General features: G+C 73.6%; 18 protein-coding genes. 5 read left to right on the top strand and 13 right to left on the bottom strand.

What is annotated here, in order from left to right:
• Positions 1 to 24: 24 nt before the first annotated feature.
• The 4 genes from ACZ4VI_RS06965 to ACZ4VI_RS06950 all read right to left on the bottom strand — a co-directional run bounded on the left by ACZ4VI_RS06965 (position 25) and on the right by ACZ4VI_RS06950 (position 3,998).
• Positions 25 to 1,014 carry a malate dehydrogenase gene (locus ACZ4VI_RS06965; protein ID WP_467997368.1) on the bottom strand — a complete coding sequence of 330 codons (990 nt, stop codon included), beginning with the start codon at positions 1,012 to 1,014 and terminating at the stop codon, positions 25 to 27.
• 177 nt (positions 1,015 to 1,191) lie between these two features.
• Positions 1,192 to 2,289: a helix-turn-helix domain-containing protein gene (locus ACZ4VI_RS06960; RefSeq protein ID WP_467997367.1), complete on the bottom strand. Its 1,098-nt coding sequence runs from the start codon at positions 2,287 to 2,289 to the stop codon at positions 1,192 to 1,194.
• Positions 2,290 to 2,544: 255 nt separating this feature from the next.
• Positions 2,545 to 3,135: a DUF3017 domain-containing protein gene (locus ACZ4VI_RS06955; RefSeq protein WP_467997365.1), complete on the bottom strand. Its 591-nt coding sequence runs from the start codon at positions 3,133 to 3,135 to the stop codon at positions 2,545 to 2,547.
• A 2-nt stretch (positions 3,136 to 3,137) separates the two neighbouring features.
• Positions 3,138 to 3,998 (bottom strand): bifunctional methylenetetrahydrofolate dehydrogenase/methenyltetrahydrofolate cyclohydrolase, encoded by an 861-nt coding sequence (locus ACZ4VI_RS06950; protein ID WP_467997363.1) that lies wholly within the window; start codon positions 3,996 to 3,998, stop codon positions 3,138 to 3,140.
• Between the two features lie 299 nt (positions 3,999 to 4,297).
• Between ACZ4VI_RS06950 and ACZ4VI_RS06945 the strand changes: the two genes are divergently transcribed.
• Positions 4,298 to 4,894, top strand: coding sequence for a proline-rich domain-containing protein (locus ACZ4VI_RS06945; protein WP_467997361.1), 597 nt, complete (start codon positions 4,298 to 4,300; stop codon positions 4,892 to 4,894).
• A gap of 74 nt (positions 4,895 to 4,968) precedes the next feature.
• Here ACZ4VI_RS06945 and ACZ4VI_RS06940 read toward each other — a convergent pair whose 3' ends face one another.
• The 3 genes from ACZ4VI_RS06940 to purN all read right to left on the bottom strand — a co-directional run bounded on the left by ACZ4VI_RS06940 (position 4,969) and on the right by purN (position 8,738).
• Positions 4,969 to 6,456 (bottom strand): DUF2079 domain-containing protein, encoded by a 1,488-nt coding sequence (locus ACZ4VI_RS06940; RefSeq protein WP_467997359.1) that lies wholly within the window; start codon positions 6,454 to 6,456, stop codon positions 4,969 to 4,971.
• Between the two features lie 108 nt (positions 6,457 to 6,564).
• Positions 6,565 to 8,127 (bottom strand): bifunctional phosphoribosylaminoimidazolecarboxamide formyltransferase/IMP cyclohydrolase, encoded by a 1,563-nt coding sequence (gene purH, locus ACZ4VI_RS06935; protein WP_467997357.1) that lies wholly within the window; start codon positions 8,125 to 8,127, stop codon positions 6,565 to 6,567.
• The gene (purN, locus tag ACZ4VI_RS06930; protein WP_467997355.1) at positions 8,124 to 8,738 is read right to left on the bottom strand and encodes a phosphoribosylglycinamide formyltransferase; all 615 of its coding nucleotides are present in this window, start codon (positions 8,736 to 8,738) and stop codon (positions 8,124 to 8,126) included. Before purN ends, purH begins: the two co-directional genes overlap by 4 nt.
• Positions 8,739 to 9,027: 289 nt before the next feature.
• Between purN and ACZ4VI_RS06925 the strand changes: the two genes are divergently transcribed.
• Positions 9,028 to 9,792 carry a hypothetical protein gene (locus tag ACZ4VI_RS06925; RefSeq protein WP_467997353.1) on the top strand — a complete coding sequence of 255 codons (765 nt, stop codon included), beginning with the start codon at positions 9,028 to 9,030 and terminating at the stop codon, positions 9,790 to 9,792.
• A gap of 8 nt (positions 9,793 to 9,800) precedes the next feature.
• Here the strand turns inward: ACZ4VI_RS06925 and ACZ4VI_RS06920 are convergent, their stop codons facing one another.
• Positions 9,801 to 11,315 (bottom strand): cell division protein PerM, encoded by a 1,515-nt coding sequence (locus ACZ4VI_RS06920; RefSeq protein WP_467997351.1) that lies wholly within the window; start codon positions 11,313 to 11,315, stop codon positions 9,801 to 9,803.
• Positions 11,316 to 11,426: 111 nt separating this feature from the next.
• On the opposite strand from ACZ4VI_RS06920, the gene ACZ4VI_RS06915 reads away from it, so the two are divergent.
• Positions 11,427 to 12,803, top strand: a complete 1,377-nt coding sequence (locus ACZ4VI_RS06915; RefSeq protein ID WP_467997349.1) for a sigma factor-like helix-turn-helix DNA-binding protein — start codon at positions 11,427 to 11,429, stop codon at positions 12,801 to 12,803.
• A 100-nt stretch (positions 12,804 to 12,903) separates the two neighbouring features.
• On the opposite strand, the gene sucD is transcribed toward ACZ4VI_RS06915, so the two are convergent.
• The 5 genes from sucD to ACZ4VI_RS06890 form a co-directional block, all read right to left on the bottom strand.
• On the bottom strand, positions 12,904 to 13,788 hold the full coding sequence (gene sucD / locus ACZ4VI_RS06910) for a succinate--CoA ligase subunit alpha (protein WP_467997347.1): 885 nt from the start codon (positions 13,786 to 13,788) through the stop codon (positions 12,904 to 12,906).
• A gap of 20 nt (positions 13,789 to 13,808) precedes the next feature.
• A complete protein-coding gene (gene sucC, locus ACZ4VI_RS06905) occupies positions 13,809 to 14,987 on the bottom strand; it encodes an ADP-forming succinate--CoA ligase subunit beta (RefSeq protein WP_467997345.1) in 1,179 nt (392 codons plus the stop codon).
• Between the two features lie 377 nt (positions 14,988 to 15,364).
• Positions 15,365 to 16,552: a VWA domain-containing protein gene (locus ACZ4VI_RS06900; protein WP_467997343.1), complete on the bottom strand. Its 1,188-nt coding sequence runs from the start codon at positions 16,550 to 16,552 to the stop codon at positions 15,365 to 15,367.
• Complete coding sequence (locus ACZ4VI_RS06895) at positions 16,549 to 19,116, bottom strand: DUF5682 family protein (protein ID WP_467997341.1); 2,568 nt, start codon at positions 19,114 to 19,116, stop codon at positions 16,549 to 16,551. Before ACZ4VI_RS06895 ends, ACZ4VI_RS06900 begins: the two co-directional genes overlap by 4 nt.
• The gene (locus ACZ4VI_RS06890; protein WP_467997339.1) at positions 19,113 to 20,258 is read right to left on the bottom strand and encodes an ATP-binding protein; all 1,146 of its coding nucleotides are present in this window, start codon (positions 20,256 to 20,258) and stop codon (positions 19,113 to 19,115) included. The genes ACZ4VI_RS06895 and ACZ4VI_RS06890 overlap by 4 nt, the downstream gene beginning before the upstream one ends.
• Before the next feature lie 235 nt (positions 20,259 to 20,493).
• Here ACZ4VI_RS06890 and ACZ4VI_RS06885 point away from each other — a divergent pair, with 235 nt between their 5' ends.
• Both ACZ4VI_RS06885 and ACZ4VI_RS06880 read left to right on the top strand, forming a co-directional pair.
• The gene (locus ACZ4VI_RS06885) at positions 20,494 to 21,858 is read left to right on the top strand and encodes an SWIM zinc finger family protein (protein ID WP_467997337.1); all 1,365 of its coding nucleotides are present in this window, start codon (positions 20,494 to 20,496) and stop codon (positions 21,856 to 21,858) included.
• Between the two features lie 65 nt (positions 21,859 to 21,923).
• A complete protein-coding gene (locus ACZ4VI_RS06880; protein ID WP_467997335.1) occupies positions 21,924 to 23,519 on the top strand; it encodes a DUF5691 domain-containing protein in 1,596 nt (531 codons plus the stop codon).
• The last annotated feature ends 239 nt before the right edge of the window (positions 23,520 to 23,758 follow it).

Raw genomic sequence — 23,758 nt, 5'->3', positions numbered from 1 at the left:
GGTGCGTCAGTGCGCGCGATGCTCTCAGATGAGGCCGAGCTCGCGGACCGCGTCGCGCTCCTCCGCCAGCTCGCGCACCGAGACGTCGATGCGGGCGCGGGAGAACTCGTTGATGTCCAGGCCCTGGACGATCTCGTACTTGCCGTCCTTGCAGGTGACGGGGAAGGAGGAGATCAGGCCCTCCGGGACGTCGTAGGAGCCGTCCGACGGGATGCCCATGGAGGTCCAGTCGCCGGCGGCCGTGCCGTTGACCCACGTGTGGACGTGGTCGATGGCGGCGTTGGCGGCCGAGGCGGCCGAGGACGCGCCACGGGCCTCGATGATCGCGGCGCCGCGCTTGGCGACGGTCGGGATGAAGGTGTCGGCCAGCCACTGCTCGTCGTTGACGACCTCGGCGGCGTTCTTGCCGGCGATCTCCGCGTGGAAGATGTCCGGGTACTGGGTCGCCGAGTGGTTGCCCCAGATGGTGAGGCGCTTGATGTCCTCGACGGACGCGCCGGTCTTGGCCGCGAGCTGCGAGAGCGCGCGGTTGTGGTCCAGGCGGGTCATCGCGGTGAAGCGCTCGGCCGGCACGTCCGGGGCGGCGGCCTGGGCGATCAGGGCGTTGGTGTTGGCCGGGTTGCCGACGACGAGGACCTTGATGTCGTCCGCGGCGTGGTCGTTGATGGCCTTGCCCTGCGGCTTGAAGATGCCGCCGTTGGCGGCGAGCAGGTCGCCGCGCTCCATGCCCTTGGTGCGCGGGCGGGCGCCGACGAGCAGGGCCACGTTCGCGCCCTCGAAGCCCTGGTTCGGGTCGTCGAAGATGTCGATGCCCTTGAGCAGCGGGAAGGCGCAGTCGTCGAGCTCCATGGCGGTGCCCTCGGCGGCCTTGACGCCCTGCGGGATCTCGAGGAGGCGCAGCTTGACCGGCACGTCCGCGCCGAGCAGGTGGCCGGAGGCGATGCGGAAGAGCAGCGCGTAGCCGATCTGGCCGGCCGCGCCGGTGACGGTGACATTCACGGGAGTGCGGGTCATGGCGATCTCCGTAAGACAGCTGGCGGTGGGGGTCCCTGCCCCGGGTGCTGGACGGCTCTCCTGATCGATCGGTGTCTCGACGTGAAGAGATATCCAGCGGTCAGGCTATCCGACCCGGGACCGGTCGAACCCCCACCCCCTTGTGGTCCGGCTCACTGCCACCCGACTGCCCATCACTCACGGGATGCACACCTGTGCGCCGCCCCGGGGCGTCACGCACGCGGTCGCATCCGTTCCCCGCGCGACGGCGACCATCGGGCTGTACGCGTCGGGGTCCGCGCCCACGGTCGCGTCCTGGCTGGTACCGGCGGCGGTGACGCGCAGGACGTCGCCGGGGGCCGCCCCCGTGACGCGAGCCCACGCGGCCCCGCAGGTCCTGCTGTGCCGCACCTCCAGGAGCCCGGCGGCGCCGACCGGGGCGCGGGAGACGGTGGTCGCGAACGTGCCGCCGCAGCCCATGACTTCGGGGTCCTGGCCCGTACATCCGGCGCCGGCGCATTTCACCCCTGCGGGGAGGGCCGTGCTCGCCCCGGCGCTCGGCGGCGTGCTGGCCGGACGCGCGACCGCCCGCCCCGGGTCGCCGGTTCCGCCGCTCCCGCCAAGGTCGGCGAGAAGGACGGCGGACGCGATGACGAGCAGGGCGCCGAGGATCCCGGTGAGGACGAGGACGGCGCGGCGGCGGGGCGGTAGGGCGCCACGCTCGGGGGCGGGTGGCCGGTCGCCGGCCGGGGCGGCGGGGAGGGCGCAGCCTGCGGGGAGGGCGGGGCCCGGTGGGGCCGCGGGAACGACAGGGCCGGTGGGGCTGGCGGGTCCCGCAGGGGCCGTCGGCACCGCCGGGCCCGCTGGGCCCGCAGGGGCCGCCGCGCGGCCGGGCAGGGCGGAGTCTGTGCCGGCGCCGGGGGCTCCGGCCGTTGGGGTGGTGGTGGCGCTGGTTTCGGTCGAGGCGTTGGTGGTGAGGGCGGCGGGGGGCTGTGAGAGTCGCAGGGTGTCGGGGGTGGTGGGTTGGGAGCCGCTCCAGGCGCGCTCGGCGCGCTCCCACATCGCCGTGAGCCGGCCGGTGTCGGCACCGGTCACCTCGGCGAGCGCGACGACGGCGCTTCTGGGCGCGAGCTGCCGTCCGTCGAGAAACCGCTCCCACGAGGTCCTGCTGTGGCCGGTGCGGTCGGCGACGGCGGCGACGCTCAGTCCGCTGCGGTCGACGAGGCGCCGTAACAGGCTCGCGAACTCCCGTACCAACGGGTCGAGTTCGTCCGGCAGCGCCTTCCAGCGAGGCATCCGCGCTCCCCCCTTGTCCCCACATGCTCGCGGCCAGGATGACAGTTCCCGGCGCCGGGGCGCACGGGTGCGTACGGATCGGGCGGGCGCCCCCGCGGGATGTGACGGAGTGGCGGAATGGTCACTTCCGTGCCACAAGGATCAAGCGGCACTTGAGCCTCGTTGGCACGTACATGACCCTCATAGGGGAACGGCGCCCGTCCTCCCTCGGGGGAGAGGACGGGCGCCGTTTCCATGAGAGGTGCCGGACGCCGTCTACGTGATCGTCAGGTGGAGGATGTCCTCCAGAAACGGGATCTTCAGCCAGGGCGCCGGCTGCACCATCAGCGCGAGCAGCACGATTAGCCCGCCCATGACGCCGTACGTGACCATGTCGGTGAACCGCGACCGTACGGCGAGCATGCCGACGGACGGCAGCGCGCGCCGCAGCCCGGCGCCGGTGAGCAGCGCGACCCCGACCAGCATCGTCCCGACCCGGAACGACTGCGCGAAGAGATCCGTGCCGACGATCAGCAGCCCGAGCACGGCGAGTCCGAGCACGGTCAGCAGCGGCCACTGGCGCGCGGGCGCCGAAGCCCCGCCGGCCGCGGCCCGCCCGCCGCCTTCGGGCCGGGCGGTGTCGGTCGTGAGCGCCGGAGGCCGCCGCGACCGCCCGGAGGCGGGGCCGGCCGCGCCGTCCGGCGCCGTACCGGGGTCGGCTACGGATACACCCGAGGCAGCCCCCGCAGGGGCCGGGGGTGCCCCATTCAGCCGTCCCTCGACGCCCTGACCGCCTTCGGCGCCCGAAACCGCACCCGACGTCCCCTCGGCCCCCGGCGTGTCGCCCCCCGTCACCCGCGACGTCATCGTCAGAGCGCCTCGGCCGCGCGCTCGGCGGCCTCGACGACGTTGACGAGCAACTGCGCGCGGGTCATCGGGCCCACGCCGCCGGGGTTCGGGGAGATCCAGGCGGCCACCTCGGCAACGCCCGGGTCCACGTCGCCGAGGATCTTGCCCTCGCCGTTGCGCGAGACGCCGACGTCCAGCACGGCCGCGCCCGGCTTCACGTCCTCCGGCTTGATCAGGTGCGGCACACCCGCCGCCGCGATGATGATGTCCGCCCGCCGCAGGTGCGCCGCCAGGTCACGCGTGCCCGTGTGGCACTGCGTCACCGTCGCGTTCTCCGAGCGCCGCGTGAGCAGCAGTGGCATCGGCCGCCCGATCGTGACACCACGCCCGACGACCACGACCTCCGCGCCGTTGATCTCCACACCGTGGCTGCGCAGCAGCGTGATGATGCCGTTCGGGGTGCACGGCAGCGGCGCCGGCTCGTTCAGCACGAGACGGCCGAGGTTCATGGGGTGCAGACCGTCCGCGTCCTTGGCAGGGTCCATCAGCTCCAGGACGCGGTTCTCGTCGATGCCCTTGGGCAGCGGGAGTTGCACGATGTAGCCGGTGCACTCGGGGTCCTCGTTGAGCTCCCGTACGACCGCCTCGATCTCCTCCTGCGTGGCCGTCGCGGGCAGTTCGCGCTGGATCGACGCGATGCCGACCTGCGCGCAGTCGCGGTGCTTGCCCGCGACGTACTTCTGGCTGCCCGGGTCGTCGCCGACCAGGATCGTCCCGAGGCCGGGCGTGACGCCCTTCTCCTTCAGGGCCGCCACGCGGACGGTCAGATCGGACTTGATCGCGGCTGCGGTGGCCTTGCCATCGAGAATCTGGGCGCTCATGAGCCCATCCTCCCGGATGACCCCTCGCTTGTTCCAATTCCGGCCGCGCCCGGCCCGCCGCCGAGCCCTCGCCCGGCCCCTCAACCAGCCCTCGACGAGCCCCTCAACCAGCCCTCGCCCGAACCTGTGGAGGTTGCACTTGCACAACTCCCGGCAATCCGACTGGACAAACAGTCGATGCTACGACGACGATGACCCCGCAGTGCCGCGGGCAGTGCCGGGGGGCAGACCAGACATAGCGTGACGTTCCTTCGCGCGGGCCGCGTCGTCCCCGCACAACCCCACGGAGGAAACCCGCGATGAGCTTCGGCGATCCGAACAACCCCTACGGCCAGCAGCAGGGCGGCCAGCAGCAGCCCGGCTACGGATACCCGCAGCAGAGCCCGCAGCAGAGCCCGCAGGGCGTGCCGCCCCAGTACGGCTACCCGCAGGCTCCCCCGGTCCAGCAGCCGTACGGCGGTTACCCGCAGGGTCCGGCCAAGATGCCCGGCCTGATGACCGCCGCCCGCGTGATCATGTTCATCGTGGCCGGCCTGCAGATCCTCATCGGCGTCATCTTCGGGATCATCCTCGCCGCGGCCTCGGACGTGGCGGACTCGGAGGTCGCGACGGGCCTCGCCGGTCTGGGCTTCATCCTCGTCTTCATCCTGCTGCTGTTCGCGGGTCTGGCGATCTTCCTCGCTGTGAAGTTCTCCACCGGCGGTACCGCGATCCGTGTCCTCACGATCATCTACGGCTCGCTGGTGATCCTCGGCTCGCTCGGCAACTTCACCTCCGGGCAGGCCAGCGGCGCGGTCGGCGGCATCGTCAGCCTCGCCATCGGCGGCATCATCCTCGCCTCGATGGTGACCCCGCAGGCGTCCGCCTGGTTCAACCGCCCGCGCGGCCAGTACTGATCCATTCACGCCGAAGGGGCCCGGTTCCGCACGGAACCGGGCCCCTTCGGCGTCTCTCGACGCTCGCGGCTCTCTCAGCTCCGCTTGAGCACCACGAACTGTCCGGCCTGCGCCGACACCTCGTACCGCGCCTCCGGGTGCAGCTGCGACGCCAGCTGCACCGGATCCGTGACCGGCTGGGACCAGCCCCCGGCGAGGTCGAGGGCGAGGTAGTCCGGGCTGACGCCCTTCGCCCCGCCCACCCAGTAGACCTTGTGGTCCGCGGTGAGATGGGCCATGAGCGGCACGTTCGTCTCCACGCTCGCCCCCTCCGGCACCGCGTCGACCGCCCGCCGGGCCTCCAGCGTCCGGGCGTCCGTGCGGTACGTCTCCGAGCGCAGCAGCTCCCGCAGCGGCAGGTCCAGGGCGAGCACGATCGCGACCGCCGTGACGACCGGGACGACGACCCTTCCGTACGCCACGAGCCAGGCGCGCGGGGAGGTGCGGACGGCCCGGACCGCGTCGACCAGGGCGAGGAAGACGATCGGCATCAGGATGGCGCTGTAGTGCCAGATCATCCCCCAGTGGTTCGGGTCCTGGGAGAGGAAGCGCCAGCCGAGCGTCGGCAGCACGAGGAGCATGAGCGGGGAGCGCAGGGCCAGGAAGCCGGTGATGCCGACGAGGAAGAAGACCATCTCCCATTTCACGCCGGAGCCGAGCGAGCCGAGCAGCACCTGGGCGAACGAGACGTCGGCGCCCTCGCTCGACTTCTCGATCTTGGCCCAGTAGTCGTACTGGCCGACCCGGCTCGCCACTGGGATCAGGACCAGGACCGTCAGGGCGAAGAAGGCCGTGCCGAAGGCGGCCAGGGCGGCGCCGAGGCGCTTCTGCCCCTTCAGGAAGAGCACGGCGCCGACCATGGCGACTGTGAGCCCCATGTCCTCCTTGACCAGGACCAGAGGCGCGGACCAGGCGACGGCGGCCGTCCAGCGCCCGAGGAGCAGGGCGCGGCAGGTCAGGGCGAGCAGCGGGACGGCGAAGGCGATCTCGTGGAAGTCGGACTTGACGGCCTCCTGGAGACCCCAGGACAGGCCGTAGGCGACCGTGAGCCCGAGGCCGGCGGCGCGGCTGCCGAGGACCTGGTGGGCGGTGCGTCCGACGACGACGGCGGAGGCGGCGAAGAGCGCGGCCTGCGCGAAGAGGAGGGCGAGCGGGGAGGACCAGATCCAGTACAGGGGCGCGAGGAGCGCCGTCACGGGACTGAAGTGGTCCCCGAGTATGAGGAAGCCGGGGCCCTTGATGTCGACGATCGGCGCCCTGAACTCGGCGTAGGCGCGGACGGACTGGTTGAAGATCCCGAGGTCCCAGGAGGGAGTACGGAAGTGCGCGTACTGAACCCAGGAGTACAGGAAGTAGAGCGCGCAGAGCACGCCCGCCACCAGCACGTACGGCCGGAGAGGCGCCTCGGCGAGCCCGCCTTCGGGAGGCCCGGATCCGACGCCGGTACCCGTACCCGTATCGGCCCCGGCGCGGGGCCCGGGCACGGTGGTCTGGGCCGCAGCCCCGTTCTGTACTTCCAACACCGCGCCCCCACCTAGAGCCGTCCGACAAAAGAGCAACCCATTAGACCAGAGGGGACGCGGCAGGCCCGCCGTACCGCACACGGGTACCGGCGGGCCTGTCGTCGTGGATCAGTGGAAGAAGTGGCGCGTGCCCGTGAAGTACATCGTCACGCCCGCCTTCTTCGCCGCCTCCACCACCTGCTCGTCCCGCACCGATCCGCCCGGCTGCACGACCGCCTTGACGCCCGCCGCCGTGAGGATCTCCAGGCCGTCCGGGAACGGGAAGAACGCGTCCGAGGCCGCGTACGCGCCGCGGGCGCGCTCCTCGCCCGCGCGCTCGACCGCGAGCTTCGCGGAGTCGACGCGGTTGACCTGGCCCATGCCGACGCCGACCGAGGCGCCGTCCTTGGCGATCAGGATCGCGTTGGACTTGACCGCGCGGCACGCCTTCCAGGCGAAGGCCAGCTCGGCCAGCTCGGCCTCCGACAGGGCCTCGCCGGTGGCAAGCGTCCAGTTCGCCGGGTCGTCGCCCTCGGCCTGGAGGCGGTCGGTGACCTGGAGGAGGGCACCGCCGTCGATCGGCTTGACCTCGACCGGGGCGGACGGGGCGTCGGGGCAGCGCAGCACCCGGATGTTCTTCTTGCGGGCGAGGACCTCGACCGCGCCGGCCTCGTAGTAGGGCGCCACGATGACCTCGGTGAAGATCTCGGCGACCTGCTCGGCCATCTCCACGGTCACCGGCCGGTTGACGGCGATGACGCCACCGAAGGCGGACAGCGGGTCGCAGGCGTGCGCCTTGCGGTGCGCCTCGGCGACGTCCGCGCCGACCGCGATGCCGCACGGGTTGGCGTGCTTGATGATCGCGACGCAGGGCTCGGCGTGGTCGTACGCGGCCCGGCGCGCGGCGTCGGTGTCCGTGTAGTTGTTGTACGACATCTCCTTGCCGTGCAGCTGCTCCGCCTCGGCGAGGCCGCCCGTGCCGTCGACGTAGAGCGCGGCGCCCTGGTGCGGGTTCTCGCCGTAGCGCAGCACGTTGTTCCGCTCGTACGTGTGGCCCAGGAAGTCGGGGAAGCCGCTGTCGTCGGCGGCGGCGTAGTCGTCCGCGAACCAGGAGGCGACGGCCACGTCGTACGCGGCGGTGTGCTGGAAGGCCTGGGCGGCGAAACGCTTGCGCTGCTCCAGCGTGAAGCCGCCCTCCTGGGCCGCCTGGAGGACCGCGTCGTACGCACCCGGGTCGGTGACCACGGCCACGGACGGGTGGTTCTTGGCGGCGGCGCGGACCATCGAGGGGCCGCCGATGTCGATCTGCTCGACGCACTCGTCGGGGGTGGCGCCGGAAGCGACGGTCTCCCGGAACGGGTAGAGGTTGACGATCACCAGGTCGAAGGGCTCGACCCCCAGCTCGGCGAGCTGGTTGCGGTGATCCTCCAGGCGCAGGTCGGCGAGGATGCCGGCGTGCACGCGCGGGTGGAGGGTCTTGACGCGGCCGTCCAGGCACTCGGGGAAGCCGGTGAGCTCCTCGACCTTGGTGACCGGGACGCCGGCCGCGGCGATCTTGGAGGCGGTGGAGCCGGTGGAGACGAGGGAGACACCCGCCTCGTGCAGGCCGCGGGCCAGCTCCTCAAGGCCGGTCTTGTCGTAGACGCTGACGAGTGCGCGGCTGATGGGGCGCTTCGTACCTTCGGCGGTCACGGGATTGTTACCTTTCGTCCCTCAATGCGGTAGCCGTGCCGGGCCAGACGCCCCACGACCTCGACGAGCAGCGAGCGCTCGACTTCCTTGATGCGCTCATGGAGAGCGGCTTCATCGTCCTCGTCCCGGATCTCGACCACGCCCTGGGCGATGATCGGGCCGGTGTCGACGCCGTCGTCGACGAAGTGGACGGTGCATCCGGTGACCTTCGCGCCGTACGCGAGTGCGTCCCGCACTCCATGGGCACCGGGAAAACTGGGCAGCAGCGCCGGGTGGGTGTTGACGACCCGGCCGCCGAAGCGGGCGAGGAACTCCTTGCCGACGATCTTCATGAAGCCGGCCGAGACGACGAGGTCGGGCTCGTACGCGGCGGTGGCCTCGGTCAGGGCGCGGTCCCACTCCTCGCGGGTCGCATAGTCCTTCACCTTGCACACGAAGGTGGGCAGTCCGGCGCGCTCGGCCCGCTCCAGGCCGGCGATGTTGTCCCGGTCGGCGCCGACCGCGACGATCTCGGCGCCGTAGCCCTGGGGGTCGGCGGCGATCGCGTCGAGCAGGGCCTGGAGGTTGGTGCCGGAGCCGGAGACCAGGACGACGAGGCGGGCGGCGGCCACTGGGTCACTCTTTCCGTGGTGTTTGTACGGTCGCACGAACGAATCGTGCCTCTGGATACGGGGAACCCTACGAAGGTCCCGACCGTCAGCAACGATACCGGCACACCGGAAGGCCCCCACGGGACGGGGGCGTGGCCGGGGGGTAGCGTCGGGGTTCGAGGACAGTTGAGCCTGTAGGGGACCCGGAGTCGGGTCCGTAGCCGAACCCGTAGTTGACCCGTAGTTGAACCAGTAGTTGAAACGGCAGTTGAGACAGCAGTTGCGACGACAGAGGGAAGACGTTCAGCAGATGCCGGAACGCCAGTCCACGGACGACAACAACCCGTTCGCGCCGCCGCCCGAGGGGCAGCCGGACCAGCCGTGGCAGCCGCGGCGGCCGGAGGGCTCGGACGACGACGCGTCGTCCGGGTCGTCCGGATCCGACGGCTCCGACGGCTCCGACGGCTCGGGCCGCTCCGGGAACCGGGGACGCTGGAGCAGCCGCCAGCCCGGCCGCTCGTCCGACGGCTTCGGTCGCCGCCCGGAGCGACCCGGCGGTTCCGACGGCCAGGGCCAGAAGCCGGGCCCACGGTGGGATCCCACGGACCCGGCGCAGCGGCGGGCACGGTACGCGCTGCTCGCGGGCATGTGGGCGTTCTTCTTCGCCGTCTTCGAGATCCAGGAGCTGGCGCTGCTCCTGGGCGCGCTGGGTCTGTACTGGGCGATCAGCGCCCTGCGCGCCAAGCCGAAGGCGGAGGCCCAGGCTCAGGCCGTTGCGGGCGCAGCCGCGGGTGCGGGCGCGCGTCCGTCCGGGGCTGGCGAGGCGGGTGCCGGGCAGCCGGCGGCCCCGGCTGCGGCCACTCCCGGCGCGGCCCGCTCGCAGCGCACGGCGGCGGTGAGTGGTCTGGTCGCCGCGGCCCTGTCCCTGCTGATCGTCGCGGGCAGCTTCACGGTCCAGCTCGTCTACCGCGACTTCTACACCTGCGCCGACGACGCCCTGACCAAGTCGGGCCAGGTGGCCTGTAACGATCTGCTGCCCGAACCGCTGCGGGACGTCTTCGGGGTACGGGAGTAGGACCCCGCCTACGGGTCGTCGACGGGAGCCTCCGGTGCCGATGGCGCCGGGGGCTCCGTCGGCTTCGGCGGCTCCGGCGTCGCTGGGCCCGGCGGCGGCACAGCGGGCGGGGGCGGCAGGGCGGGCAGGGGTGGCAGGGCGGGCTCCCAGGCCGCCGGAAGGAAGTCGTACGGCTCGAACCCGGCCTCGTCGTCCTCCTGCACGTCGTCGGCCGACAGCACGGGAGCGGGCACGGCGGCGGCCGCCGCCGGTACGGCCCGCGCCGGGGGCGCCGGCAGCACCTCGGGCGCTGGTCTCGTGCCGCGCCGCGCCCACCCCCGTACCCCCAGCGCCACCGGTACGCCCAACGCCGCGCACCACAGCACCGCCGCCGCGCCGGCCTGCCACCACACCGGGCCGAACGCCGACAGCCGGCCCGTGCCGAGCGGGCCGCCCGCGGCCCCCGCGAGCAGGGCCGTCGCCGCCCCGCACACCCAGGCGCCGATCAGGGCCGTCAGCGCCGTCTCCCGGCCCGTCCAGGCCGACGCCGCCCGGCCGACGCCCACACCGAGGATCACCGACGCCACGAGCGGGACCGCCGCGGCCGCCCAGTGCGGCCAGCTGCCCGGGCCCTCGGCGGGCACGGCGGCCAGGAGCGGGAAGGGCGGGACGGCCGGGTCGCCGGTGAGGCCCAGCGGGGTCGCCGAAGCGCCCGTACCGAGCGCGAATCCGGGCCCGAGACCGTACGAGGCACCCCACACCGCCGCGTTCGGCACCAGCGCGGCGGCCAGGAGCAGCACCGACACGCGCCCCGACCACTCGCCCGCGACCCCGGCGAAGGACTCCTGCGCGGCGCCCGCGTGCCACACCAGCGAGGCCCCGAACACCACCGCTCCACCGCCGAGCAGGGCCACGACCGCCGGAGCGGCCGAGCGCAGCGCCACGGCCGTCTGTTCCTGCCCGGGCAGGGGCCGCCCGGCCGCCGTCCAGACGCCGAGGCCCGCGGCCGCGGTCACCATCATGGGCATCCACAGGCCCGCCGTCAGCAGATCGGCGGGCAGCGGTCCGCTCGCCGAGTAGACCACCACGCATGCCGCGACCAGCAGATATCCGCCGGACACGGCGGCCACGGTGCCGCTCGCCGAGGGCTGGGGCCGGGGCCGGGCGGTCTCCTCCGCGTACGGCTCCATCGTGTCCCGCGCGGTCCGGTGCACGAGCCAGCCCGGCAGGGCCATGAGCAGCAGCGGGGCGACGCCGAGCGGTGCGGACACCCCGAAGAGGGTCTCTGTACGGATCAGGTCCACCCCGTGGGCGAGCAGCCAGAGGCCCGCGGCGGTGTGCAGGGCCCCGCCGGGACCGCTGTCGGGGTACGGCGAACCGATCCACGCTGCCGTCACGAGCACCGCCAGCGCCCCGAGCCCGAGCCCCGCCGCGAGTCCGCCGCGCACGAAGGCGGTCGCCAGGGCGGCGGACCGGCCGCCGTGGACCATCGGTTCGGCCGGCAACGAGGGGGTGTGCTCGGTCAGATGGGTCACGCGCCCCATGCTCCCAACGACACGCGCTTTTCCCGCGTAACAGGCAAAACGCCGTTGTGTCGCTCAATATACGTTTATGTACTTTTCGGCTCGGAGCTGCCCCGCGGGAGGTCGTCCCCGATGAACCGGAGCATGCCGTCCCCCAAGGAACGGCGCAGACTGCGCGAGGCCAGAGGTCTGAGCGAGGACCAGGTCGCCGAGGCCATGGGCGTCACGCGTGCCACGGTCAGGTCCTGGGAGACCGGCCGCACCGCACCACGGGGGCGCAAGCAGGACGCGTACGCGAAGCTGATCGGCGCGTACGAGGAACGGAAGCCACGGCCCGCCGTGGCGCCGGAGCCCCCGACGCACGTCCAGCCGGCCATCGACGCCGAGCCCACGGCCAAGCCCGCCGAGCGCAGGCCCGCCGAGCCCACGCGCGCCGGGCCCGCCAAGCCCGTCGCGCATACCGCGGCGGCGTCCGCGAACACGCGACCGAGGGCCGCGACCAAGCGCGCCGCGAAGCCGCCGAAGGCCCCCGCGGCAACGGCCCTCGGTATCGGCGCCGGTAGCGGCAGCGGTGGCGGTGGTGGCCAGAAGGCCCCGCGTGCCGTCCGGGCGGGCGCGTCGGCCGCCCCGGCCACCCAGCAGCCGCTGGAGAAGCTGAAACCGGTCGAGGTACCCGAGGAGCCCCCCGAGCCCTCCCTCACGGAGCCACCCCTCACCCCGGAGGAGGCGTTCGACGCCCTCTACGCCCACGCCGCGCCCGGTCTCGTCCACCAGACGTACCTGCTCACCGGCCGCCGGCGGCTGTCCCGGGAGTCCGTCGAGCACGCCTTCCACCACGCCTGGCAGCACTGGCCCGAGGTCGCGGTCGACCGGGACCCGGTGGGCTGGGTGCGGGCAGCGGCGTACGAGTACGCGCTCTCCCCCTGGCACCGGCTGCGCCGCACCCACAAGCACCCGGACACCCCGCCCACCGAGGCCGGGCGGCGGGACCTGCTCGCGGCGCTGCTCGAACTGCCGCCGCCGTACCGCCGTACCGTCCTGCTCTACGACGGTCTCGGCCTCGACCTGCCCGACACGGCGGCCGAGACCGAGGCGAGCACCCCCGCCGCCGCCAACCGCCTGCTGCACGCCCGTACCGTCATCGGACAGCGCGTGCCCGAACTCGCCGACCCCGACGTCCTTCACCGGAGGCTGGCGGCGCTGGTCGCGGAGGCGCCGACGGCGACGCTCGCGGAGGCCCGGGCCGTACGGACCGGCAGCGAGCGGCGCAGCCGGATGTGGACGCGCGCGGTGCTCGGGGGGACGGCGGCGCTCATCGCGGCGACGGCCTTCACTGCCGCGACCGCGCCGACGCAGTACCTGCCGGTCAACCATCCGGGCGGGACCGTCAACGGCGTCCCGATCCGGAGCGGCTCGCAGCCGCTCACCCCGGAGGACGTGGAGCTGCGGGACACGCTCCGCTCGCAGCCGCACCCCGGTCCGGAGCGGCTGATCCCCCAGGCGGTGTAAGGCGTACGCAAGTGGGCCCTGCACCCTCGCGTACGCGAGTGGGCCCCGCCCCCGCCCGGTTTCCCGGGAGGGGCGGGGCCCACCTGTGCGGTGTCGCTGTTCAGCCCGCGAGGATGGCGCGCGCCAGCTTGGCGGTCTCGGTCGGCGTCTTGCCGACCTTGACGCCGGCGGCCTCCAGGGCCTCCTTCTTCGCGGCCGCCGTGCCGGAGGAGCCGGAGACGATGGCGCCGGCGTGGCCCATGGTCTTGCCCTCGGGCGCGGTGAAGCCCGCGACGTAGCCGACGACCGGCTTGGTGACGTTCTTCGCGATGAAGTCCGCCGCACGCTCCTCGGCGTCGCCGCCGATCTCGCCGATCATGACGATCAGGTCGGTGTCGGGGTCGGCCTCGAACGCCGCGAGGGCGTCGATGTGCGTGGTGCCGATGACCGGGTCGCCACCGATGCCGACGGCGGACGAGAAGCCGATGTCACGGAGCTCGTACATCATCTGGTACGTCAGCGTGCCGGACTTCGAGACCAGGCCGATGCGGCCCGGCTTCGTGATGTCGCCCGGGATGATGCCGGCGTTGGACTGGCCCGGGGTGATGAGACCGGGGCAGTTCGGGCCGATGATGCGGGTCTTGTTGCCCTTCGACTGCGCGTACGCCCAGAAGGCGGCGGAGTCGTGGACGGCGATGCCCTCGGTGATGACGACGGCGAGGGGGATCTCGGCGTCGATCGCCTCGACCACGGCGGCCTTGGCGAAGGCCGGCGGGACGAAGAGGACGGAGACGTCGGCGCCCGTCTTCTCCATCGCCTCGGCGACGGAGCCGAAGACCGGGACCTCGGTGCCGTCGAAGTCGACGGACGTACCGGCCTTGCGCGGGTTCACGCCACCGACGATGTTGGTGCCGTCACCCAGCATGAGCTTGGTGTGCTTCATGCCCGTGGCACCGGTCATGCCCTGGACGATGACCTTGCTGTCCTTGGTGAGGAAGATAGCCATGGTGTGCTTGACCTCGTCCCTTACTTCGCAGCCGCGAGCTCGGCGGCCTTGTCGGCCGCGCCGTCCATGGTGTCCACACGCTGCACGAGCGGGTGGTTCGCGTCCGACAGGATCTTGCGACCCAGCTCCGCGTTGTTGCCGTCGAGGCGCACGACCAGCGGCTTGGTGACTTCCTCGCCCTTGGAGGCGAGGAGCTCCAGCGCCTGGACGATGCCGTTGGCGACCTCGTCACAGGCGGTGATGCCGCCGAAGACGTTGACGAACACGGACTTGACGTCCGGGTCGCCCAGGATGATCTCCAGGCCGTTCGCCATGACCTCGGCGGAGGCGCCGCCGCCGATGTCGAGGAAGTTGGCCGGCTTCACGCCGCCGTGGTTCTCACCGGCGTACGCGACGACGTCCAGGGTCGACATGACCAGGCCGGCGCCGTTGCCGATGATGCCGACCTCGCCGTCGAGCTTGACGTAGTTGAGGTTCTTGGCCTTGGCCGCAGCCTCGAGCGGGTTGGCTGCGGCCTTGTCCTCGAGCGCCTCGTGCTCGGGCTGACGGAAGTCGGCGTTCTCGTCGAGAGACACCTTGCCGTCCAGGGCCAGGATGTCGCCGGAGGCGACCTTGGCCAGCGGGTTGACCTCGACGAGGAGCGCGTCCTCGGCGATGAAGGTCTTCCACAGGGTCACGAGGACCTCGGCGACCTTCTCGGCGACCTCGGCCGGGAACTGCGCCTGGGCGACGATCTCGCGGGCCTTCTCGATGGTCACGCCCTCGACGGCGTTGACCGGCACCTTCGCGAGCTTCTCGGGGGTCGTCGCGGCGACCTCCTCGATGTCCATGCCACCAGCCACGGAGGCCATGGCGAGGAAGGTGCGGTTGGTGCGGTCGAGGAGGTACGAGACGTAGTACTCCTCGAGGATCTCCGGAGCGGTCTCCGCGATCATCACCTTGTGGACCGTGTGGCCCTTGATGTCCATCCCGAGGATGTCCGTCGCGCGGGCGACGGCCTCGTCGGGGGTGGCGGCCAGCTTGACGCCGCCGGCCTTGCCGCGGCCGCCGACCTTCACCTGCGCCTTGACGACCGACTTGCCGCCAAGACGCTCGGTGGCCTCGCGCGCCGCCTCAGGCGTGTCGATGACTTCACCGGCCAGCACCGGTACACCGTGCTTGGCGAAGAGGTCCCTCGCCTGGTACTCGAACAGGTCCACGCGCGTCCGTCCCTTTTCTGATGATCGCGGTTCGTTGTCTGCGTGGGCGTGCCGCGGAGGGCAACGTGACTGCGCTGTCACAAGGGAGGCGTACACGGTGTCCGTGGACGCGGCATGTCCGTCTCGCAGGTTATCCCCGAGGGACGTGGGTCCCTAAATCGCAGGTCACACAGGAGCGGTGATACGGGTCACAGGGTGTAGGGGCCAGGGGGCGGTCCGTAGGGGGCCCCGGGGATGGCCTCGGGGCCCATGGCACAGGTGGGAACAGGGCTTTACGACCCTCACGACGCGCCGGGCCGCTAGGTGAGGGCCTGACGGGCCCTGGTGTGATATGGGCCTCAATGCGCCCGGGCGCGCCCGGCCGGGTGGCTGCGCGGCTACGGATTCCGCAGCCCCTGGGCCGTGTCCGGCACGGGCAGGGGGCGCTTCTCGATCGCCGCCGCCATCACCTCCGGGAAGAGGTCCGGGGTGCAGGCGAAGGCCGGGGCGCCGAGCGCGGCGAGGGCCGCCGCGTGCTCGCGGTCGTAGGCCGGGGCGCCCTCGTCGGAGAGCGCGAGCAGGGCGACGAACTGCACGCCGGACGCCTTCATCGCCGCGACCCGCTTCAGCATCTCGTCGCGTATGCCCCCTTCGTAGAGGTCGCTGATCAGGACGACGACGGTGTCGGCCGGCCGGGTGATCTGGGACTGGCAGTACGCGAGGGCTCGGTTGATGTCCGTGCCGCCGCCGAGCTGGGTGCCGAAGAGCACGTCGACCGGGTCCTCGAGCTGGTCGGTCAGATCGACGACCGCCGTGTCGAAGACGACGAGCCGGGTCGCGATCGACCGCATGGAGGCGAGGACCGCGCCGAACACGGAGGCGTAGACGACGGAGGCCGCCATGGAGCCGGACTGGTCGATGCAGAGGACGACGTCCTTCTTGACCGACTGGGCCGCCCGTCCGTAGCCGATGAGCCGTTCGGGGACGACCGTGCGGTACTCGGGGAGGTAGTTCTTGAGGTTGGCGCGGATGGTGCGGTCCCAGTCGATGTCCCGGTGGCGGGGGCGGCTGATCCGGGCCGAGCGGTCGAGCGCGCCGGTGAGGGTGGCCCGAGTGCGGGTCGCGAGGCGCTTCTCCAGGTCCTCGACGACCTTGCGCACGACGGCCCTGGCCGTCTCCTTGGTCGTCTCGGGCATGGCCTTGTTGAGGGAGAGGAGGGTGCCGACGAGATGGACGTCGGCCTCGACGGCCTCCAGCATCTCGGGCTCCAGGAGAAGGGTGGAGAGCCCGAGGCGGTCGATGGCGTCGCGCTGCATGACCTGGACGACGGAGCTGGGGAAGTACGTCCTGATGTCGCCGAGCCAGCGGGCGACGGAGGGGGCGGAGGCGCCGAGGCCGGCGGACCGGTCACGTGCGGTACCGGCTTTCTCCATACCGCGGCCGTAGAGCGCGGCGAGGGCCCCGTCCATGGCGGCGTCCGTACCGGCGAGGGAGCAGCCGGTGCCGTCGGCCTCGCCGCCGCCGAGCACCATGCGCCAGCGCCGCAGGCGCTCGTCGTGTCCGGTTCCGTTCATCGGTCCGGTCATCGGGCCACCCCCACGAGGTCGATGTCTCCCAGGATCAGCTTGAGCACCGGCAGGACTCCGTCGGCCCGGTCCTCGTCGAGGCCGGTGTCGAAGCCGGGTGTGCCGGCCTCCGTACGGCTCGCGGCGGCGGACGGGCCACGGGCGACCAGCTCGCCCAGGGTGCGGCGTACGCCGGGCTCGTACGCCGAGAACGTGCGGCGCAGCAGCGGCAGCACGTCGGTGAACGCGTCCGCCGACACGCCGGTCAGCCAGGCGTCGACCAGGGCGAGCAGCCGTTCGTCGTGGACAAGGAGCATGCCGCCTCCGGAGGCGCCCCCGACGAAGCCCTCGATCCAGGCGGCGGCGTCGGCGGGCGGGGTACCAGGCGAGAGGGCAAGGCCCATCAGCCGCGCGGCCTCGCCCTCGTCGAGCCGGCCCTCGTCGAGGAGCAGCCGGGCGGCGCGGCCCCGGATCGCGCCCGGCACACTGTCGCGACCGGCGAGCCCCCGCAGGACGCCGGCCCACCGGCCGGCCAGCTCGGGGCTGCGGGCACGGTCGGGGATGGCGGAGCTGCCGGGACGGTTAGGGATCGCGGAGCTGGCGGGGCGGTCAGGGATCGCGGAACTGTCGGGGCGGCCAGGGATCCCGGAGCTGTCGAGGCGGCCAGGGATCGCGGAACTGTCGGGGCGGTCAGGGATCGCGGAGCTGGCGGGGCGGTCAGGGATCGCGGAGCTGGCGGGGCGCTCGGGGCTGCCAAGATGTTCGGGGAGCAGGTGGAGCGCGCTGTGGACGGCGTCGAGATGGCCGCGCATCTCGGCGGCGGCGTCGGTGTCGAGGTTCGTGCAGGCGGGCGGCAGGCCGACGCAGATCCGCTCCGCGAGCCCGGCGGCGACCTCACCGAGCGCGGCCGTGTCGGTGGCGCGCACGTCGCCGTAGCGCAGGGAGCGGGCGAGCGCGGGCAGGGCCTGGGCGAGGTGTCCGACGTCGGTGTCGAGCGCGGCGCGGTCGGCGAGGGCGGTCATGACGACGGGGAGGGCTGCCCCCAGACCACCGAGCAGGCACTGCTCGGCGAGCGCGGTGACGTCGGCGAGGGCGGTGGCCTCCAGGGCGCGGGCCTCGGCCTTGGCGGTGGCGGCGGATTCGACGGTGGTGCCCCAGACGCCGGCCTCGGCGACCCGGACGTGCAGTTCGGGCTCCCAGCGCAGCCGCCAGGTCTCCCGGAAGGTGCCGGTGCTGCCGCGTCCGGTGACGGGTGCGCCCCAGCCGACGGCGAGCAGCCGCAGCCGGTGCAGCAGCCGGCTGCGGGCGGCGTCGTTCTCCTTGCGGAGGTCGAGCTCCAGCTCCCGCTCCTGCGCCTCGGGTTTGAGGCGCAGGCCGCGCTGGAGCCGGGCGAGGTCGCGCTGGAGCGGTACGGCGGGGGCGGCGGCGGGGACCTCGCCGAGGACGTCGCCGACGACGAGGCGGTCGCGCACGAGGTCGAGCGGGACGTCGGAGCCGTCGCACATCACGGCCCGTACGGCGTCGGTCGTCTCGCCGAGCCCGGGCAGGGGCCTGCCGCGCATCGCCGCGAGGGTCTCCGCGAGCCGCACGGCCTCGATGACATGGGCGGAGGACACGATCCTGTCCTCGGCTCTGAAGAGACCGGCGACCTTGGTCATCCAGCGCTCGACCGGGCGGTCGGGGGCGGCGAAGAGGTGTCCGTACCAGCCGGGGGCGTCGATGCCGGCGCCGTAGCCGGAGCGGCGGGCGAGGCGGCGGTGGGTCCAGGGCACCCACGTCATCTCGGTCTTCACCTTGGGCAGGCCCTTGAGCAGGGCGCGGTCGGCGGTGGCGGTGGTACGGCGGTTCAGCGCGGGCACGTGCCAGGCGCCGCAGACGACGGCCACGTCCTCGCCGAACTCCTTCCGGGCGGCCCGGAGTTGGAGCCGCATGTACGCCTCCCGGACCAGATCGCGGGCGTGGCCTCCGTGGCCGTACGCCTCGCGCAGGGCGCCCATGGCGTCGGCGAGCGCCTCGAACGGGGTGACGGGGTCGGCGGCGCCGCGCAGCTCGACCACGTCCTCCCACCAGCGCTCGGGGTCGTCGTATCCGGCGGCACGCGCGAGTTCGGCGATCGGGTCGATCCGCAGTCCCTGGTCGGCCTCGTCCTCCTCGCCGTCGCCCCAGGTGGGGTCGGTGGCGGCGAGGGTGTGGGCGGCGGGGAGGTCGATGAACCGGACGGCGGCGCCGTGGGCGAGGGCCCAGCGGATCGCCACCCACTCGGGCGAGAACTCGGCGAAGGGCCAGAACGCGGCCCGCCCGGGATCGTCCACGGCGTGGGCGAGCAGCGCGACCGGCGGCCGCATCCCTTCGTCCCCGGCGAGCGGAAGGATCGCGTCGGCCTCGGGCGGCCCCTCGACCAGCACAACGGCCGGCCGCCTCGCCTCAAGCGCCCCCCGCACGGCCCGCGCCGACCCAGGCCCATGATGCCGCACCCCAAGAAACAAGGGCCCCCCGTCCCGGCGCGCGGAGTCGGCCGGGCGGGCCGCCGGGGCGGGCGGCGGCGGCGGCGTGAGGGTGGACGGACGCAGCGGGGACGACGTCATGCGCTCACCTCGCGGCACGCGCGGTAGAAGTCCTTCCAGCCGTCTCTCTCCCGGACGACCGTCTCCAGGTACTCCTGCCAGATGACACGGTCCGCGGCCGGGTCGCGGACGACCGCTCCGAGGATGCCGGCGGCGACGTCGGCGGGGCGCAGGATGCCGTCGCCGAAGTGGGCGGACAGCGCGAGGCCGCCGGTGACGACGGAGATCGCCTCGGCCGTGGACAGCGTCCCCGAAGGGGACTTGAGCTTGGTACGGCCGTCGGCGGTGACTCCGTCGCGCAGTTCGCGGAAGACGGTGACGACCCGGCGGATCTCCTCGAAGCCCTCCGGCACGGCCGGCAGGTCGAGCGAGCGGCCGATCTGGTCGACGCGGCGCGCGACGATGTCGACCTCCGCCTCCGGGGTGGCGGGCAGCGGCAGCACCACGGTGTTGAAGCGGCGGCGCAGCGCGCTGGAGAGGTCGTTGACCCCGCGGTCGCGGTCGTTGGCGGTGGCGATGAGGTTGAAGCCCCGTACGGCCTGCACCTCCTGCCCCAGCTCCGGCACGGGCAGGGTCTTCTCGGACAGGATCGTGATCAGCGTGTCCTGCACGTCGGCGGGGATGCGGGTGAGCTCCTCGACGCGGGCGGTCAGCCCCTCGGACATGGCGCGCATGACCGGGCTGGGCACGAGCGCGTCCCGGCTGGGGCCATGGGCGAGCAGACGGGCGTAGTTCCAGCCGTACCGGATGGCTTCCTCCGGTGTCCCGGCGGTGCCCTGGACCAGCAGCGTCGAGTCGCCGCTGACGGCGGCGGCCAGGTGCTCGGACACCCAGGTCTTGGCCGTGCCGGGCACGCCGAGCAGCAGCAGCGCCCGGTCGGTGGCGAGCGTGGTGACGGCTACCTCGACGATCCGGCGCGGCCCGACGTACTTCGGTGTGATCACCGTGCCGTCGGGGAGCGTCCCGCCGAGAAGATAGGTGGCGACGGCCCACGGCGAGAGCTGCCAGCGGGCGGGCCGCGGCCGGTCGTCCGCGGCGGCGAGCGCCTTCAGTTCGTCCGCGAAGGCGTGTTCGGCATGCGGCCGCAGGGCCTCGGAGCCGAGGTCCGCGGCGGCCGGGGCGGCGCCGGGCACGGCGCTCGCGATGGTTTCGGACACGGTCATGGATCCCCCTCCAGATCGTTCGACCTGATGTGGGATCAACCGTGCACCATGCCACTGACAGTCGGCCGACGCCGCAGGTCAGAGGCTGAATCCGGGTGCGCGCAGGGCCGCCGGCCGGCGATCGTCGGCCGGGTCGACCGGGCGGCCGACCGGGCCGAGCGCGATCGGCATGCCGGCCGCCGGCCGAAACAGCAGGTCAAGTCCGTTGTCAGTGGCGCCCCCTACCGTCGAGGGCATGGACACACAGGGGGTGCGCTGGACGGCGGATCAGGTGCTGGCACTGGCTCCTGACGACGCGTCGCGCAAAGCGGGAGGCAAGCTCGGCACGGCCGGGCCGTGGTCCGGTGCGGGCACCGGCGGCGAGGGGGCCGTCTGGGGGCTGTGCCGGGGCAGCGGCAGCAAGCCGTACCGGACGGTCGTCGACATCACGGGCCCGGCGTATGCGTGCAGTTGCCCCAGCCGGAAGTTCCCGTGCAAGCACGCGCTGGGGCTGCTGCTGCTCTGGGCCACGGACACGACGGCCGTCGCGGGCGCCGACGTGCCCGACTGGGCGGCGGGCTGGCTGGAGGGACGACGCGAGCGGGCCGCCACGCGGGCGCGCGGAGCAGACGGGGCGGGACCGGCGGGCACCGCCGATCCGGAGGCGGCGCGCCGCAGAGCGGAGCGGCGGTTGGCCCGGATCACCGCGGGAGCCGAGGAGTTGGAGCAGCGGCTCGCCGATCTGCTGCGCGGCGGCCTTGCCTCGGCCGATCAGTCGGGTTACGGCCTGTGGGAGGAGACCGCGGCCCGCATGGTCGACGCCCAGGCGCCGGGCCTCGCGGGCCGGGTCAGGGAGCTGGGCGCGATACCGGGCTCGGGTCCCGGCTGGCCGGTCCGGCTTCTGGAGGAGTGCGCGCTGACCCATCTCCTCGACCGGGCCTGGCTCTCCGTCGACCGGCTCCCCGGCCCGCTCGCGGCGACCGTACGGACCCGGGTGGGGCTGACCGCGCCCGCGGAAGGCCCCTCGGTGCGGGACCAGTGGCTCGTCCTCGCCCAGTACGACACGGGCGACGGCAAGTTGACGACCCGTCGCATCTGGCTGCACGGCCGCACCACGGGGCGCACGGCACTGCTCCTCTCCTTCGGGGCGGCGGGACGCGCACCCCAACTGGCCCTGCCCGTGGGCGTGGTGCTCGACGCCGTGCTCACCCCGCACGCGGGCGCGGGGGCGCTCCGGGCCGAGCTGGGCGAGCAGTTGGCCGCCCCGGCCCCGCTCGACGCCCCGCCCCGGGGCGGCACCGTCGGCGACGCGCTGACCGCCTACGGTCTCGCGCTGCGGGAGGACCCCTGGCTGGACTCCTGGCCGGTGACGCTCTCGGACGTCGTACCGATACCGACGGACCACGGCTGGCAGCTCGCCGACGAGGCGCCCGGGGCGGGCGCCCCGGGCGAGGCGCTGCCGCTGAGTGGTACGGCCCTCACGCGGCCCGGTCTGTGGCGGCTCGCCGCGCTCTCCGGGGGCGGCCCGGTGACCGTCTTCGGCGAGTGCGGGCACCGGGGGTTCACCCCGCTCGCCGCCTGGTCGGCCGACGCCCCCGGCGAGACGGTCCCGCTCCACTGACTCCGCTCCACCGACTCCGTACGACCGACTCCGTACGACCGCCCGACGACAGCCTGGAGGCCTCGATGGACACCTGGGAAGAACTCGTCACCTCGGCGCTGCTCGGCACGGACCGCCGGCCGCCCGCACTCCCCGCGGCGGCGTCCGGCGGCGCTCCCGTCGCGCTGCTCGACGCCGCCGCGCTGCACACCGTGCGGCGCAGGGCGGGCCTGCGGCCCGGGCCCGCCGCTCCGGCGCCCGAGCCCGCGCCGGAGGACCACCGCAGCCCCCTGCCCGAGGCCGCCCGCCGCCGGCTCGGCCAGCTCCTCGCGGGCCGCGCCGCCCCCGCCCCGTCCGGTGGGCGGCGCGGGGCCGCGCCCGACCTCACCGAGCTGCTCCCCCAGTGGCTCGCCGCCGCCAACGAGCAGGGCTACAAGGCGCCGGCCTCCGCGCTGCCCGCCCTCCTCGACGCGGCCCGCGCCCGTACGGATCTCCGGCCTCAGGCGCTGGCCCTGGCCGGGCCACGAGGGCTGTGGCTGGCCCGGCTCAACCCGGACTGGAAGTTCGCCCTGCGCGGGGCGGGGAGCGGCGTCGCACTCCCCGATGCCGGGGACGGCGACGCGGTCAGGGCGCTGTGGGAGGAGGGCCTCTTCGCGGAGCGGGTCGCGCTGCTGGCCTCCGTACGGGCCGAGGATCCGGCGGCGGCGCTTGCGCTGCTGCGTTCCACCTGGGCGGCGGAGCGGGCCGAGGACCGGCTGATGTTCCTGGACTCGCTGCGGGCCGGACTCTCCGGCGCGGACGAGGAGTTCCTGGAGGAGGCGCTGTCCGACCGCAGTCGTAACGTGCGCTCCACCGCTGCCGAACTGCTCTCCGCCCTGCCCGAGTCGGCGCTGGCCGGCCGGATGGCGGACCGCGCGTCGTCCTGCGTCTCGCTGGACCGTACGGAGGGGGGCGCGACGATCGTGGTCGAGGCGCCGCACGAGTGCGACGCCGGGATGCAGCGGGACGGAGTCGTCGCCGTGCCGCCGACGGGGCGCGGGGAGCGGTCCTGGTGGCTGGGCCGGCTCGTCGAGTCGGCGCCGCTGTCCTGCTGGCCGGCGCGGTTCGGGGGGCGCTCGCCCGAGGAGATCGTCGCGCTGCCGGTCGCGGACGGCTGGGAGGGCGAGCTGCACGCCGCGTGGTGCCGTGCGGCGGTCCGCCAGCGGGACGCCGACTGGTCCCGGGCACTGCTCGGCGCCCCGGCCGCCCCGCCGGCGACCGGCCCGGGCACGTCGTCCCTCGCGGAACGGGCGCAGCTGCTCTCGACGCTCCCGGACGAGGAGCGGGCCCTCTGGGTCGCCTCGTTCATCGCGGCCCACGGCCTGTCGGAGGCCTTCCAGCTGCTCGGCGTCTGCACGGTGCCGTGGTCGGAGGCGCTGGGCGGGGCGGTGATCGACGCGCTGGACATCGCACGGGACGCGGGCAGCTACCCGTGGAGCTTCAGCGGAGTGATGGGCCTCGCGGAACGCTGCCTCTCCCCGGACGCGGCCACCCAGCTGGAGTCCCTGACCGCCCTCACAACGGAACCGGAGGACGCCTCCCCAGGAGCCGGGGGCTACTGGTCGGAGGCCTTCCAACGCCTGGTGTCGACACTGCGCCTACGCGCCCAGATGCGCGCGGAACTGACCGCCCCGACGAGCTGAGCGCGCATTGCGGCGGCCGGGGCAAGCGGCAGCCGCGCCGTTGTGGGCATTCGTTCCGCTGGGGCGGAACGGGTGGGCACAACGGAACGGCGCCCTGGCGGGCGCGTTCCGCCCCTGCGCCGGCCCCGCCACGTGTCCGGCCCACCGCTCAGGCGGTGGGCGACGCGGGGGGCGGCACGGACACCTCCGGCCAGGGCACCGGACGCACCGGTTGGTGGGGCGGCCTCCGGTCGCCGTGG

The sequence above is a fragment of the Streptomyces sp. NPDC029169 genome (assembly GCF_055563935.1).
This window is presented reverse-complemented; position numbering and strand designations above follow the sequence as displayed.

What these genes read in the sequence shown, in the direction of transcription:
- ACZ4VI_RS06945 (WP_467997361.1), top strand. Translation starts at nt 4,298, where the DNA reads ATGAGCTTCGGCGATCCGAACAACCCCTACGGCCAGCAGCAGGGCGGC.
- ACZ4VI_RS06900 (WP_467997343.1), bottom strand. Translation starts at nt 16,552, where the DNA reads ATGACCGGACCGATGAACGGAACCGGACACGACGAGCGCCTGCGGCGC.
- ACZ4VI_RS06955 (WP_467997365.1), bottom strand. Translation starts at nt 3,135, where the DNA reads ATGACGTCGCGGGTGACGGGGGGCGACACGCCGGGGGCCGAGGGGACG.
- ACZ4VI_RS06880 (WP_467997335.1), top strand. Translation starts at nt 21,924, where the DNA reads ATGGACACCTGGGAAGAACTCGTCACCTCGGCGCTGCTCGGCACGGAC.
- ACZ4VI_RS06890 (WP_467997339.1), bottom strand. Translation starts at nt 20,258, where the DNA reads ATGACCGTGTCCGAAACCATCGCGAGCGCCGTGCCCGGCGCCGCCCCG.
- ACZ4VI_RS06925 (WP_467997353.1), top strand. Translation starts at nt 9,028, where the DNA reads ATGCCGGAACGCCAGTCCACGGACGACAACAACCCGTTCGCGCCGCCG.
- sucD (WP_467997347.1), bottom strand. Translation starts at nt 13,788, where the DNA reads ATGGCTATCTTCCTCACCAAGGACAGCAAGGTCATCGTCCAGGGCATG.
- ACZ4VI_RS06895 (WP_467997341.1), bottom strand. Translation starts at nt 19,116, where the DNA reads ATGACGTCGTCCCCGCTGCGTCCGTCCACCCTCACGCCGCCGCCGCCG.
- ACZ4VI_RS06960 (WP_467997367.1), bottom strand. Translation starts at nt 2,289, where the DNA reads ATGCCTCGCTGGAAGGCGCTGCCGGACGAACTCGACCCGTTGGTACGG.
- ACZ4VI_RS06885 (WP_467997337.1), top strand. Translation starts at nt 20,494, where the DNA reads ATGGACACACAGGGGGTGCGCTGGACGGCGGATCAGGTGCTGGCACTG.
- ACZ4VI_RS06950 (WP_467997363.1), bottom strand. Translation starts at nt 3,998, where the DNA reads ATGAGCGCCCAGATTCTCGATGGCAAGGCCACCGCAGCCGCGATCAAG.
- ACZ4VI_RS06915 (WP_467997349.1), top strand. Translation starts at nt 11,427, where the DNA reads ATGAACCGGAGCATGCCGTCCCCCAAGGAACGGCGCAGACTGCGCGAG.
- ACZ4VI_RS06965 (WP_467997368.1), bottom strand. Translation starts at nt 1,014, where the DNA reads ATGACCCGCACTCCCGTGAATGTCACCGTCACCGGCGCGGCCGGCCAG.
- ACZ4VI_RS06920 (WP_467997351.1), bottom strand. Translation starts at nt 11,315, where the DNA reads ATGGGGCGCGTGACCCATCTGACCGAGCACACCCCCTCGTTGCCGGCC.